This is a genomic window from Microcoleus sp. T3_B1, from assembly GCF_036700445.1.
GTDB lineage: Bacteria > Cyanobacteriota > Cyanobacteriia > Cyanobacteriales > Microcoleaceae > Microcoleus.
Genome location: NZ_JAUBOX010000032.1, coordinates 64,265 through 77,326, shown reverse-complemented (window position 1 = coordinate 77,326; position 13,062 = coordinate 64,265). Strand labels below are relative to the sequence as shown.

The following is a 13,062-nucleotide window of genomic DNA, read 5'->3' as shown; positions in this document are numbered from 1 at the left end:
TCTGAGGTGTTCAGAAAACATAAGTTAGAGCAGAGCATGATTAGACACAACAGCAATGTTAGTGAATCTTGGAAGACGTTACCGTGGAAGAAATTCCGCCGTAATTTATTTCGCCTACAAAAACGAGTGTTTAAAGCGATTCAGGTTGGAGACAAGCCGAAAGCGAAGTCCCTTCAAAAGCTAATTCTGAAATCTCGGGCTGCAAGAATGTTGGCGATACGTCAAGTAACTCAACTAAATGCTGGCAAAAAGACTGCGGGAATCGATGTCCAAGCCTCACTCACATTTGAGGAAAGGTTTTCCCTGAGTGAAGAACTCAGAGACAAAAATAACAACTGGAAACATCAGAAGTTACGTTCAATACCAATCCCTAAAAAGGATGGGAGTACCCGCCTCCTTAAGATACCTACTATCGCCGATAGAGCTTGGCAATGCCTCGCAAAATACGCGCTAGAGCCAGCGCACGAAGCAACTTTCCACGCTAGGAGTTATGGATTTAGAACAGGAAGGTCGGCGCATGACGCGCAAAAAATCCTATTTAATAATCTACGCTCTTGTTGCAACGGAATAGAAAAACGAGTTATCGAGCTCGATATCGAAAAATGCTTCGACAGGATAAACCACACCAGCATAATGGAACGACTCATCGCCCCAAGAGGCATCAAGACCGGAATATTCCGCTGTCTAAAAGCAGGAGTCAATCCAGGATTTCCAGAACAAGGAACCCCACAAGGGGGTGTGGTTAGTCCATTATTAGCCAATATCGCTCTCAATGGGATTGAGGAAATACATCAATCAGTCCGTTACGCGGATGACATGGTAATAATTCTGAAACCTAAAGATGATGCGGAGGCAATACTTGATAAAGTCAGCAAATTTCTGGCAGAACGAGGCATGAAGGTTAGTGAAAAGAAAACCAAGCTAACTGCTACGACAGATGGATTTGACTTCCTCGGTTGGCATTTCAAAGTGCAAAACAACGGGAAATTTAGATGCGTTCCATCAGCGGACAATTTTAAAGCGTTTCGTCAGAAGGTAAAACACATCGTTAACAACTCGAATTATGGTGCTACGGACAAGGCTGAGAAATTAGCCCCTGTAGTTAGAGGTTGGAGAAATTACCATCGCTACTGTAAGTTAGATGGGTCACGGTTTTCGCTGTGGTTCCTCAACAATAGAGCCTTCAAGGTATTTAACAAGGAATCAAAACAGAACCGCTATACTGCCAGGAAACTGGTAGAAAAGGCGTTCCCGGCGGTTCCTCACTCCGAAAACAAATTTGTCAATGTCAAAGGGGAGAAATCACCCTACGACGGAGATATAGCTTACTGGAGTGAGCGTAACAGCAAACTCTATAACGGCGAAACCTCTAAAGCTTTAAAACGGCAAAACCATAAATGTGGGAAATGTGGTCTAAAAATGCTAGGCGATGAAAAGGTACATCTGCATCACGTAGATGGAAACCACAGTAATTGGAAAATAAATAACCTTCTAGCGGTTCACGAAAGCTGCCACGATTATCTCCACATGAGCAAAGGCGCAAGCCAAGAACATCGGGAGCCGGATGCGGGGAAACCAGCACGTCCGGATCTAACTGAGAGGTGCGGAGGATAATACCTCCCATCGACTCAAACTGTTTCCCAATGTCAAGCGCACCCTACGGGGTTTGTTTGAAATGGAGCCAAAAGTGCGATCGTGATGTTGAGTTGGATGCGATCGGCTTGTGGTGGGTGATGTTGAGTTGGATGTGCGGGTTCGGGGTGAGTGCGATCGTCCAACAATAACCTAGACGAACGCCATCTCCGATTTCTAATTCAGCTTCAGGGAAGTGCGGAGCGTTTTGAATGCGCCCAAAAGAATGGGAACGCTCTCAATCAGAGTCTGTCAGGAAGTACCATTCTCCACAAAGGTTTTTAGCTTTGAAGCGTTCCTCACTGCATTTCCCTCTCCGTCGTTGTTGAAGTAGACGAACACGCTTCGCCCCTGGCTTTCCCACTCGTGGATGCGATCGGCCCACCAATGCAAATCATCATCCGAGTAGGAGCCGCCGTAGAGATTGTGGGAGTCGGGGCCGTGGAGGCGCACATAGACAAATGAGCCTGTTGCGCGCAGGATACACGGAAGGTGGGCGCCGCTCATCACGCAGTAAGCCGCTCCTTCGCGTTCCAGCAGCGAAAATACCTCTTCTGTGTGCCAGCTTGGATGTCGGAATTCCACAGCTACTTTGATCCAGGAGGGCACCTGTTCTAGAAAGTAAGCTAGCCGGGCCAAATCGCAGCCGAACTGGGGAGGAAGCTGGACGAGCAGAATACCCAGTCGATCGCCCAGGCATTGAAGTCCCTCACTCATGCGTTCCAACCACTTTTCTGGGGAGTAAAGACGCTTGGAGTGCGTTAGACCACGGGGCGCTTTTACGGTCATCAGAAATCCTTGGGGGAGGCGCTCTCGCCAGTTAGCGAAGGTAGTGTTTGGTGGCCAGCGGTAGTAGGTGCTATTAACTTCGACGGTTTGATAGTGCTGGATGTAGCGATCGAGCCTAGAGCGAGGCGGTAGCTGGTGGGGATAAAGCACACCTTCCCAATGGTCGTAACTCCAACCTGAAGTGCCAATATGAACAATCAAATCCGGTTTCGTTATCGCTTCCATGATTCGGCTTGAAATCGCTACTACACAAACTTTCGTCCCACCAGAGAGGGACTAAGAATTTGATATGCGATTGAATTAGTTGGCTCGATCGCTGCTACCTCGCTCTGCCGCTTTTTCTACTGCTTCCTGTCCCGGCGTAACTGCTTCGCCCACGTTATCTTTTACCGATTCTATAAATTTTTTGGTACTGGGGGCAATGGGTTGGTCGAGATTCAGCTTTTCTCGGATATTGTCAAGTACACCCGTGGCATCCTTCTCTGTATCGCTTGTTGGCTGCTGAGCGGGACGGGCAACTTCGTAAGACTTAGCTTCTGGGGTTAAAGGTGTAGCGATCGCTTGCATTTTGTCGCCCGACAATCCCAATTCTGAGCTAAAAATCAGCGCTATTCCTACAGCAAAGATGATTCCTACTCGCAGGCAAATTGTAACTAAGCGCGATGTAAACTTTTTCATTGAAAAACTCTGTTTTTTTGTGACGACTCTAATATAGATTAATTGCTGTTGTTGGTTTGCAAATCTATCTAAAGATAGGACTTTGAACCAATTTATGGTGTTAGCATTCTTCGCAAATCAACCTCAACAAAAAAGTTTTTGGCGCTGCGCCGCCAACAGGCGACCGAGCGCAACTACGAACTTAAGAAAGGTACATTTACTACTTCCCCTGACACCGATCCGACTTGCACTTTCAGTCCTTCGCCGCCCGCTTTTGTGCGGATGTAAGCAAGACCAAAAAAGCCGGATTCAGTTTCCGTAAAACTGGTGAGTTTGCCGACTTTATCCTCTCCGATTGTGACTGCTGTTCCGGGTTCAACCGCACCGCTTAACTGCACGCCCCAAAGTTGCTGTTTGACTCCTTTGTAGGTGTTCAACCGGGCAATTGTTTCTTGACCGATGTAGCAGCCTTTGTCATAGGTAATCGTGTGTAAAAGACGGGCTTCTAAGGGGTTGTAATCGTCTGTGAGTTCAAAATCGGGTGCGGGGCGTCCTTGTTCGATTCGCAGTTGTTCCCAAACTCGATCGCCCATCGGTACGGCCCCAGCTTGGACTAATTCCTTCCACAAGTTGGCTGCATCGCTTGCTGGCGCAATTAACGTGTATCCGGGAGTCGCTAAACCGCTACCAACCGCAACTCGGATGTCAATACCTGCAAAATTTATCAATTTGTGAGTAGCGTAAGGTTGATTTTCGAGTTCGGTAACTCCGATTTTTTCTAATAGTTGAGTGCTTTCCGGGCCGAGGACACTGAAAGCAACAGTTGTATCGGTTAAATCTGTTAACTCGACGCGATCCATTGGGAAAATATAGCGATCGAGCAATTCCAGCAGTTGGCGGCGGCGGTTGGCTGAAACTAGCAGCAGTACGGCATCTTCTGTAGCGTAAGCGGTGGCGAGGTCGATCGTCCGGGCGGTGGATGTGACGAAAACGGTGTCGCAACCTTGACCGGGTTTGAGTATATTAAAGTTATTGGTACTTTGATTGTGCAAGAACCGCAGGCGATCGCTGTCTGAGATTTGAATGCGTCCCCAGTGAGTGCGATCGTACAAAGCGGCACCTTGTTTCGTTGCTGCGATCGCTTCTGCGTCGTTACCAAAACTGACTGGGACAATTTCTTTGGTTGTTAACTCTGCAAAAGTAGCACCTGTCGCTGCTTGAATGTCGTGCAATTCTTGAATCATAAGATTTTGTTGACTGTTAATTGTTGGCTGTTGACTGTTAACTAACTGATGACTGTTGACTGTTGACTGTTAGCTGTTGGCTGTTAGCTGGAAAGCTCACCACTGACAACTGTCAACTGACAACTGTCAACTGTCAACTGACAACTGACAACTGACTATTTACCCAAATTGGCGAATATTTCTTGTATTAATTGGCGGGCTTTGGCATCTAGACGATTCCAATCTACATCCCCAGTGTCATCCTCAATCAAGCTAGTGTCAATTACAACTTCTTGGCTTTGGATTTGACTGTGGGCGGGCTGGTAGTTGACAAAGCAGACTCGATAGCAAAGTTCCCAAATATCGATACATCTTTGCTCGCCTTGAAGCTCTAAAAGTAGTTGATAGCCCGGAATGGGAATCTGGACTTCTTGATAAGTACCCGTCCAAACTGACTCCTCTAATTGTTTGCGGATGTTGTCGATCACTCGGATCATCGCTGGCTGCATGAGCAGTTCAGCTTGCTGCCACGCGATCGAACTGGTTATTTTAGGCTTCATATACAGGGTTCTAAAAAAGAAAATCAATAAATTAATTTTCTAGCATGGGGTGCCAACTTTTGAGACATCCGCCACAGAATGTTAAATTGAGTCGTCACCCAATTCAACAGTCAACCCTCAACAGCAACAGCCGTTCTCGGCTTGACGGCTAAAAACGGCTGAAACTGTTGATATTGAGTTATCGGATGGGTAATGTAGGATTTGAACCTACGGCATCCTGCGTGTAAAGCAGGCGCTCTACCACTGAGCTAATCACCCAATTGCACTCACACCGATTTATCATATCACAGTAACTCAGAAAGATCAAGTAAAAAAAATCCTAAACTTTAAATGCCCTCTGGCCGCACCCACGATCAAATAACCCTGTGGAGTTTGCCCTTGGTGGCAGCCCTCACCTTTGGCCAGACGAGCAGCAGCAACCTGACTTTGCTCGTTTCCGGCAGTTTCTTATTCGGCGGGCTGATGTTTGGCCCTGACTTGGATATCTACTCCTGCCAGTATCAGCGCTGGGGATGGTTCAAACCGATTTGGCTTCCGTACCAAAAAAGCCTTCGCCACCGCTCTTTTTTGTCCCACGGCCCTCTGATCGGCACTGCTTTGCGAATCTTGTACCTCGCTATCTGGATCGCGGTTCTCGGAGTGTTGGGATTGGCAATTGCCGAAAAAGTCGGGAACTTAGGCGGGAATTGGCAGGATGTGGTTTTGAGTTACGGGCGATCGATCTGGGAACACCACATCGAAATTTTAGCCGTTTACATCGGTCTAGAATTGGGCGCGATGAGCCACTATCTGAGCGATTGGGGCGGCTCGGCTTACAAAAGATTCAAAAAGAAAGGATTGAGCGGTTTGCGCCCTCCTAAGACAATTAAGAGGCCCAAAATCAAAGCTCCCACTCGCACATCTAGCAAATCTCTAGCGGAAGGAAGAAGGAAGAAGGAAGAAGGAAGTTCGGCAACGGATTATGTAACGGATGTAACGGATGTAAAGGATAGAAGGAAGAAGGAAGAAGGAAGAAGGAAGAAGGAAGAAGGAAGAAGAAGGAAGATGTAATAAAATCAATGGTTGGAGCCATTAACAACGTTATAACCGTCTTGGCGGTTGATATAAAAGGTAAATTATTATGTCTAATTCTGAAAGTCGATCGCTCGCAGCACTCAAAGAACTTATAGAAGTTGTGGCCTCATTGCGATCGCCCGACGGCGGATGTCCTTGGGATTTAGCTCAAACTCCCCAAACTCTAATTCCTCACATAATCGAAGAAGCTTATGAAACCGCCGACGCGATTCGCAAAGGAGATAAAGATGCGATCGTCGAAGAATTGGGCGACTTACTGTTACAGGTAATTCTGCAAGCTCAAATTGCCAGCGAATCCAATCAGTTTACCTTCGCCGAAATCGCTGCAGGCATAACAGAAAAACTAATTCGGCGACATCCCCACGTCTTCGGCGATGTCGAAATCAACAGCGTCGATGAAGTCAACGAAAACTGGGAAAAAATCAAAGCAGCAGAAAAAGGCACAACTTCGGAAAAGCCCGCAACTTTAGCCTCGAGAATGAGCCGTTATGCCAGCACTTTGCCGCCGATAACCGCCGGGATGAAAATCTCTCAAAAAGCTGCGGAAGTGAGTTTTGATTGGGACAGTGTAGACGGCGTTTGGGATAAATTTCACGAAGAAATGGCAGAATTTGAACACGCTCTCAAACACGAGGATAAGGCAGCCCAGCAGTCGGAATTGGGAGATATTATGTTTGTGTTGATTCAATTAGCTCGCTGGTACGATTTAGATCCGTCGGCTGCTTTGCAAGGAACGAACGATCGCTTCGTGCAACGGTTTGCTATGGTGGAGGCTGCGTGCGATCGACCTTTGTCAGATTATGCCCCAGAAGAGTTAGAATCTCTGTGGCAGCAAGCTAAAGCTTTAATTGCTCAACAAAAGGGCGATGCGTAATATCAAATCCGTTGGTATCAGAATGATTAATCTCTCTCTTCTCTAACTCTGCGCCCTCTGCGCCCTCTGCGGTTAAAAACTCCCAATCTAACTAATTTTCTTTAATCAGATATCAAAAATCAACTATTCGTAAAGCTTCGCGTCATTGTACGGGGGATGTTCGCAAGCGATATATAAAGCATTTGTCGGTTCCAGGGGTTCCCCTGTCACCGGATCGATCGGCTTGAGGACAAAGCATAACAGAGAGAGCGATCGCCAATCCAAATTATCCAGCTTCCCACGTTCGTAACGGTTGACTGTTGCGGCACTGATACCCACATCTTTGGGTACGGGTTGATTTGTCGCTGTGAACAGCGCCTCTTCGTACCCCCTTGTTTTGAACTGTGTTTCGCTAACAGACCAACCTATTGTCTGTCTTGCAGCCTTTAACATCTTGCCCAAACGCATCCGCCCCGTCTCCGTGAAGCGAACGGGACGCAATTCCTGCTCTTTGTCTACCACAGCTTTGTTAGAGAGTCCTGACATTTTTCCTACCTACGTTAACTCTCAAACTAGCACAGCATCAATGATTGAGGGTTGCACGAGCAACATCTGAGCTGAAGAAGTTTAAATTAACTTTATTTCACAAGTGCAATAAGAGTCTGATATAGTAATATGTAATTGACTCTAAACCGAACTTGCCTCTCAAGCCCTGAGTATACAGCCATGACACCACTATTTCGCCGCATCCAACCCTCGAAAAAGCTCCGCATCACCGCCCGGTCGTAGGCGTAAGCCGGGGCGTAGCCATCGCCCAACTGCTCAAAATCAGCCAAAACCTGATTAAGCGAGTCGAATCATGGGCTTTCGTGGTTTTCGTCCACCATCGGGATAGAGGCGGCCTGTTTGTCAGCTACCGCAGGCTGGAAGAATGGCAAAATGCGTTAGCGAAGCCCTCGAAGAGGATCGCCCATCATATCCAAACCTGCCCCACCCTTGGAGAACTCTCGCAGCTCAAAACATCCATTCACTACGACAGCCGGAAATTCAAAAAACAATTTCTCCCCAACACCCTTGACTTTTTAAATCAAATGTGCAGTGACAAACAAGACGAACTCAACATCTGGGAAAGCTTAAACAGCATTGCTTCCTAGCAGAAATCAAGCAGATTTCCTAACACTAGCAACCGCACCCAACCGTGAGGACGCTGTTAATTGCTCAAACCCTTGCCTTTGATTCTGTCAACTGTCAACTGTCAACTGTCAACTGTCAACTGTCAACTGTCAACTCTTCCTTGCCAAAAACAGAAGCGAAACATTTGCGAGCAATTGCGAGATAAAATCACCCCAAAAATCACCCGCGAATGCTCCGCCACATTGATGAAAGCAATCACCAAAGCAATTAAGACATTGCCTGAGCGATATAATCAAAATAAGGAGCTGCTTCCTTAGCATCATCCTGATTGAGCAAAGCCAAAGAAGCTTCCTTCAAACAGCGGATAGCTTCGACCATGCCAGGAACAGGAACGCCGAGAGAATTATACATTTCCCGAACGCCAATCAAACCGATGCTTTCGATCGGCTCTTTGTCACCCGCCAAGATACCGTAGGTAATCAGGCGCAAGTACCAGCCGTAGTCGCGCAGACACAAAGCCCGTTCGCGTTGGCCGTAAGCATTGCCGCCAGGAGAGATAAAATCAGGGCGTTTTTTCCAGAGTTTTTTGCTAGCTTCTTCAACAATTTTTTTCTCACTGTCAGACAGCGCAGTAGCAATACGCACCCGCTGTTCTCCGGTTTTAAAAAAATCTTTGATGCTTTGAAGTTCGCCGGTACTGGGATAGCGAAGTTCGTCGTCGGCTTGGAGAATTAGTTGGCTAACTACGCTCATTGTTATTCAAAAGAATTGAGGATATTTGAGAGTAAGATTAATTGACATTCTCATCCCTTAAAGATGAGATTCTTGGTGGGGCGATTTACTTGGCTTCTAACATTTATCAACATTAGAAGTAGCGGGTAAATCTCCGGAAACGTTATGCTTGATGTTCAAGCCAGTTTCCCTATGTTCCAGGGTACTGCGGGAAAAACTCAAAAACTGCGAGTGAGAGTTTTGATGTCGGCAGACACTTTGACTGTTTAACGAGTTTTTCCTACCTCGCCCCAAGAGCATATCGCACAGGCACGGGTAGGGGCAACTCACAGCAGGCTTGACTTGCAGGTTGAAGCTTGGCTTTAGCAGCAAGACGTTCAGCAGCAGGAAGACAGCCTGCAATTGAGCTTGAGTGCGATGGATGGAGCCCCGCTTCGCTACGACTTATCTCAGGAAAGAGAGAGCGATATTGCATTACCATAATAAATCCTACCACGACTACTTGTGACCAAATCTAAATTCCCGACCCCAAACTCGACGAAATTGGCAAACCCTTGCCAGCAAGGTCAACTGATTGAGATAGAGATTACCGACTTGACAGACACTGGCGACGGAGTTGGTCGTTTTGGTGAGTTAGTAGTGTTTGTGCCCGATACCGTGACGGGCGATCGAGTCCTTGTCCGCCTCGTGCAAGTCAAATCCACCTATGCTACAGGCAAGCTGGACAAAGTTCTGGAAACCTCCGAACACCGCATTCGAGCTAACTGCATTGTCGCCGACAAGTGCGGCGGTTGTCAGTGGCAGCACGTAGATTATCAATATCAGCTTGCAGCCAAGCAAAATCAAATCATTCAAGCCTTAGAACGGATTGGCGGATTTAGCAACCCGCAAGTTGATGAAATTTTAACGGGAAAAATCGAGGGATTTTCCCAATTTTTGGGATACCGCAACAAAGCGACTTATCCCGTGGCACTATCTGCAACAGGTCAAGTCCAAGCAGGTTACTATCAAAAAAGCACCCACAAATTAGTCAATCTCAATCAGTGTCCGGTGCAAGACCCGCGCCTCAATCCTTTGTTAAAAGAAGTCAAAGAAGACATCCACTGGCGGGATTGGCAAGTCTACGACGAAAAGAAACATACAGGAGAATTGCGTCACTTGTCCTTGCGGATAGGACGGCGCACTGGCGAGATGCTGCTAACTTTAATAGTTCGCACTGGAGAGTTGCCGGGACTCGAAGAGCAAGCATCAGAGTGGCTGAAACAATATCCTCAACTGGCAGGGGTTTGTTTGAATATAAATCCGGCTCAAACTAATGTGATTTTTGGTGCCGAAACTCGCTGCATTGCGGGTCGTTCTTATCTGCGAGAAAGCTTTGCTGGTTTGAAATTTCAGCTAAGGGCCGATACTTTTTTTCAGATAAATACAGAGGCGGCTGAAGCGTTGTTAGAGGTGATGGTAGGGGAATTGAATTTGCAGGGAAACGAGATTTTGGTTGACGCTTTCTGCGGAATTGGTACTTTTACTTTACCCCTGGCAAAACAAGTAAAAATAGCGATAGGTTTAGAAGTGCAGCCGGCGGCGATCGAACAAGCCCAATTAAATGCTGAGTTAAATGACGTGAGAAATGTCGAGTTTCAGGCGGGAACAGTAGAGAGTTTGCTGCCTTCCTTGGGATTGACACCGGATATTCTGCTGCTAGATCCGCCGAGGAAAGGGTGCGATCGCGCGGTTTTGGAAGCTATCAAGGAAATCAAACCAAATCGCATTGTTTATGTTAGCTGCAAGCCTGCTACTTTGGCTCGCGACCTGAAGATTTTGTGCGAAAATGGGGATTATAAGTTAGCGCGAGTGCAGCCGGCTGATTTCTTTCCTCAGACTTCTCATGTTGAGTGTGCGGCGTTTTTGGTGAGGTAGGTAGGTGGACATGATGGCATTTATGTATGTTCATCTTGTATCAAGAAAGAGGTAGATTGCGATTTATCATTGGGTGGGGGCGGGTTTATGAGATTGTCGATTACAGGCAATTATTGTTGGTGAACCCGCCCCTACAGCATCAAAAACACTTTTCAACCGAAGCTAACAGGCACGATATAAAAGGTTGATTCGCGATCGAATAATTTGCGAGCGCGTAGGGGCGGGTTTTACCAACAATCTCTGCCTAATACCAGTAATCTAATAAACCCGCCCCGACTTAGGCTATAATCAAACAAGATTGTACAATGTGCTGCCTTTTAAACTTAACTATTTAGCGATTTTAGTTGGGATACCATTATGCTATCAATTGAGCGACTGATGAAAGAAGCTTTATCTTTGCTAAATGCGTTGAGAGCGCAGTTAGCAGAGATGCTAGTTGAGAGTCTTGAATTTGATATAGACGGAACAGTTCAAAAGTTGTGGACTGTGGAAGCTAAGCAACGTCGCGATGAAATCCGAAGCGGTATGATTGAGCCAATTCCAGGAGAAGAAGCGTTAGCTCAGATTAGGCCAATCGTAGCATAATGATGAGGATGGATGGAGTTGGGCGATCGCGTTTTTTTAATGAAGGTTATTAGGGCTTTCCCTCCTCCTTTTCATCCATTGATATATTAAATTTAATTATCAGGCTCGGTGAACAAGGCTGATAAATCTCGATAACCACTGACAACTCGAAAGATTTCTACATCTGGTCCGATCGGCATATAGAGGATGAGATAGTTGTCTATGGAGAGACTGCGAAGCAATGGTAAAATTTCGTCTCTTTGTCGTCCAATATTGGGAAATTGAGCAATTTTGGCGAATTTATCGTCAAGATTGCTTAAAAATCGATCGGCTCGATCGAGTCCCGATCGACTAGCGATGTAGTCTGCAATTTGCTCGATGTCTTGAATTGCGGGTTGGGTGAGGCGAAATTTTGGACTCATGTTTCTTTTGAACTGTAGCGCGATGCCTACGGCTGGCTACGCCTACGCAAATTAGCTCGAATTTGTGCCATTGCGGTTGCACCGTCTACGACTTCACCGCGTTGGGATGCAAGATGTCCAATCTGTGCGTCTTGTTGGAGTTCTTGCAGTCGTCCTTGATAAATGTCTTGCTGTTGTTCGAGTAGTTTAATGGCTGCAAGGATAACGTCGATCGCACTGTTGTATTTGCCGCTGGTGAGTTGGCGCTGCACGAGGGCTTCGACTTCAGGAGGCAAAACAATTTGCATGGTGTTTGAGATGAGGGGTGTTGATTCTATTGTAGGCGATCGCCCTAAGCTTGATTTTCGCAAGTCTATCGAATAGCGATCGCTGTTAAATTTACCTCGCTATACCTCAGCAGCTTGCCGCTCTTTTTGAGATTCTAGCCAACGTTCGTAGGCTTCCCTGTCGCCGCCGAATCCATCGATCGAAACCTGACGATCGGGCATTGGTTTGAGCGCTGCATCGATCGGATTGTAGCGACAATAGCAGATAACCACCATGCCGAATTCGCTCGAACCACCTTGAGGAAGGTTGGGGATATCGGGGGTGTAAGTTTCGACTCTAGCAACTTCCCAATCACCCGTTTTGTAATGGGTACTCCAACCGTGGAAATTGGGTTCGTGTTCTGCTTCAACCCTGACAAACTCGGTTGGCCTGTATCCTGGTTGCGGGATCGGGCGATCGGAGGAATCGAAGTATTCAGCAAGGATGCGAGTCAGAGAATGAGTGTGGGATAGCATTCGATCTTCCCATCCCGGTTGCCGCCCTTCGGCTCTAAAAACAATGTATTTACGCATCGTCATCATCCTGTTCGTGAAATGGCTTAGGAAATTCTGTTTTACCATCGAACACGCAATCGGCTTTCAAGGTGTCACCCTTAAGTTTTTCTATCCTCTTGAGTGTCCATCCATATTTAGTTTCCATTTCGTAGCAGCATTCGTCATCGGTGGCTGCGTGACGAGAAATATTCTCGTCTGGGTCATAACGCAACCAAGCTGGGTTTTTTGGCATTATTGTTATTACTCCGAGTGTTGAGTTGACAACATTGGGGAAATCGTTTTGGTGCAGTGCTGCAATCACTGCATCAAAGCGTACCTGAGATGATAAACTTGTTTTTGGCTATACGTCAATATGACGCGCCAATATTTTAATGAAAAAAGACACAAGACCCCAAGAGAGTGCATCACCGATCGAGGCTTTGAGGATTGAGCGAACAAAGCTATCTCAGGCTGAATTTGCGGTGCATTGCGGGATTCCGCTGCGTACTTATCAGCGTTGGGTTTCGGGTGAAACCGAAGCGAAACCAACACCCCGTCAGTGGAAAGTCATGATGCGGGTATTGCAGATTCAATCTTTTGAGGAGGTTCCTGATGATTTTGGCCCGATTAATTCGACAGGGGATGAAGATTAGGTATTTGTGTTTTGGGTTAGGGGCGATCGCCCTTCAATTAGATTGGTTTGTT

Annotated in this window: 18 protein-coding genes and 1 tRNA gene; 8 read left to right on the top strand and 11 right to left on the bottom strand. The window is 46.7% G+C overall.

The features are described from left to right. The coding region (locus QT990_RS18610) for a group II intron reverse transcriptase/maturase (protein WP_445305442.1) at positions 1 to 1,614 on the top strand (1,614 nt) is incomplete at its 5' end. 29 nt (positions 1,615 to 1,643) lie between these two features. Beyond that, positions 1,644 to 1,784 carry a hypothetical protein gene (locus QT990_RS18605; protein ID WP_333140712.1) on the top strand — a complete coding sequence of 47 codons (141 nt, stop codon included), beginning with the start codon at positions 1,644 to 1,646 and terminating at the stop codon, positions 1,782 to 1,784. 100 nt (positions 1,785 to 1,884) lie between these two features. Here the strand turns inward: QT990_RS18605 and QT990_RS18600 are convergent, their stop codons facing one another. From QT990_RS18600 to QT990_RS18580, 5 genes are all read right to left on the bottom strand, one after another. Then, a complete protein-coding gene (locus tag QT990_RS18600; protein ID WP_333140710.1) occupies positions 1,885 to 2,646 on the bottom strand; it encodes a DUF72 domain-containing protein in 762 nt (253 codons plus the stop codon). Between the two features lie 75 nt (positions 2,647 to 2,721). Next, positions 2,722 to 3,099, bottom strand: a complete 378-nt coding sequence (locus tag QT990_RS18595) for a hypothetical protein (protein WP_333140709.1) — start codon at positions 3,097 to 3,099, stop codon at positions 2,722 to 2,724. A gap of 173 nt (positions 3,100 to 3,272) precedes the next feature. Then, a complete protein-coding gene (ygfZ, locus tag QT990_RS18590) occupies positions 3,273 to 4,322 on the bottom strand; it encodes a CAF17-like 4Fe-4S cluster assembly/insertion protein YgfZ (RefSeq protein WP_333140706.1) in 1,050 nt (349 codons plus the stop codon). 155 nt (positions 4,323 to 4,477) lie between these two features. Next, a complete protein-coding gene (locus QT990_RS18585; protein ID WP_333140704.1) occupies positions 4,478 to 4,861 on the bottom strand; it encodes a hypothetical protein in 384 nt (127 codons plus the stop codon). A gap of 186 nt (positions 4,862 to 5,047) precedes the next feature. After that, positions 5,048 to 5,119: transfer RNA gene (locus QT990_RS18580), tRNA-Val, on the bottom strand. 72 nt (positions 5,120 to 5,191) lie between these two features. Here QT990_RS18580 and QT990_RS18575 point away from each other — a divergent pair. Together QT990_RS18575 and mazG are read left to right on the top strand one after the other, a co-directional pair. Further along, a complete protein-coding gene (locus QT990_RS18575; protein WP_333140702.1) occupies positions 5,192 to 5,911 on the top strand; it encodes a metal-binding protein in 720 nt (239 codons plus the stop codon). Between the two features lie 70 nt (positions 5,912 to 5,981). Then, positions 5,982 to 6,809 carry a nucleoside triphosphate pyrophosphohydrolase gene (gene mazG, locus QT990_RS18570; protein WP_333465608.1) on the top strand — a complete coding sequence of 276 codons (828 nt, stop codon included), beginning with the start codon at positions 5,982 to 5,984 and terminating at the stop codon, positions 6,807 to 6,809. A 123-nt stretch (positions 6,810 to 6,932) separates the two neighbouring features. Here mazG and QT990_RS18565 read toward each other — a convergent pair whose 3' ends face one another. Then, complete coding sequence (locus QT990_RS18565) at positions 6,933 to 7,334, bottom strand: helix-turn-helix transcriptional regulator (protein ID WP_333140698.1); 402 nt, start codon at positions 7,332 to 7,334, stop codon at positions 6,933 to 6,935. A gap of 323 nt (positions 7,335 to 7,657) precedes the next feature. Here QT990_RS18565 and QT990_RS18560 point away from each other — a divergent pair, with 323 nt between their 5' ends. Beyond that, positions 7,658 to 7,942 carry a hypothetical protein gene (locus QT990_RS18560; RefSeq protein ID WP_333409857.1) on the top strand — a complete coding sequence of 95 codons (285 nt, stop codon included), beginning with the start codon at positions 7,658 to 7,660 and terminating at the stop codon, positions 7,940 to 7,942. A 247-nt stretch (positions 7,943 to 8,189) separates the two neighbouring features. Here QT990_RS18560 and QT990_RS18555 read toward each other — a convergent pair whose 3' ends face one another. Further along, positions 8,190 to 8,675: an allophycocyanin subunit alpha-B gene (locus tag QT990_RS18555; RefSeq protein ID WP_190746013.1), complete on the bottom strand. Its 486-nt coding sequence runs from the start codon at positions 8,673 to 8,675 to the stop codon at positions 8,190 to 8,192. A 483-nt stretch (positions 8,676 to 9,158) separates the two neighbouring features. Here QT990_RS18555 and rlmD point away from each other — a divergent pair, with 483 nt between their 5' ends. Continuing rightward, positions 9,159 to 10,571: a 23S rRNA (uracil(1939)-C(5))-methyltransferase RlmD gene (rlmD, locus tag QT990_RS18550; RefSeq protein WP_333465607.1), complete on the top strand. Its 1,413-nt coding sequence runs from the start codon at positions 9,159 to 9,161 to the stop codon at positions 10,569 to 10,571. Between the two features lie 357 nt (positions 10,572 to 10,928). After that, positions 10,929 to 11,156, top strand: a complete 228-nt coding sequence (locus QT990_RS18545) for an addiction module protein (RefSeq protein WP_333305975.1) — start codon at positions 10,929 to 10,931, stop codon at positions 11,154 to 11,156. A gap of 92 nt (positions 11,157 to 11,248) precedes the next feature. Here the strand turns inward: QT990_RS18545 and QT990_RS18540 are convergent, their stop codons facing one another. The 4 genes from QT990_RS18540 to QT990_RS18525 all read right to left on the bottom strand — a co-directional run bounded on the left by QT990_RS18540 (position 11,249) and on the right by QT990_RS18525 (position 12,610). Beyond that, positions 11,249 to 11,557, bottom strand: coding sequence for a type II toxin-antitoxin system RelE/ParE family toxin (locus tag QT990_RS18540; RefSeq protein WP_333465606.1), 309 nt, complete (start codon positions 11,555 to 11,557; stop codon positions 11,249 to 11,251). 26 nt (positions 11,558 to 11,583) lie between these two features. Next, positions 11,584 to 11,844, bottom strand: a complete 261-nt coding sequence (locus QT990_RS18535) for a type II toxin-antitoxin system ParD family antitoxin (RefSeq protein ID WP_333465605.1) — start codon at positions 11,842 to 11,844, stop codon at positions 11,584 to 11,586. Positions 11,845 to 11,943: 99 nt separating this feature from the next. Further along, complete coding sequence (locus QT990_RS18530; RefSeq protein WP_333465604.1) at positions 11,944 to 12,396, bottom strand: hypothetical protein; 453 nt, start codon at positions 12,394 to 12,396, stop codon at positions 11,944 to 11,946. Next, positions 12,389 to 12,610 carry a hypothetical protein gene (locus tag QT990_RS18525; protein WP_333154995.1) on the bottom strand — a complete coding sequence of 74 codons (222 nt, stop codon included), beginning with the start codon at positions 12,608 to 12,610 and terminating at the stop codon, positions 12,389 to 12,391. The genes QT990_RS18530 and QT990_RS18525 overlap by 8 nt, the downstream gene beginning before the upstream one ends. 139 nt (positions 12,611 to 12,749) lie before the next feature. Between QT990_RS18525 and QT990_RS18520 the strand changes: the two genes are divergently transcribed. Beyond that, the gene (locus QT990_RS18520; RefSeq protein ID WP_333436987.1) at positions 12,750 to 13,010 is read left to right on the top strand and encodes a helix-turn-helix domain-containing protein; all 261 of its coding nucleotides are present in this window, start codon (positions 12,750 to 12,752) and stop codon (positions 13,008 to 13,010) included. The last annotated feature ends 52 nt before the right edge of the window (positions 13,011 to 13,062 follow it).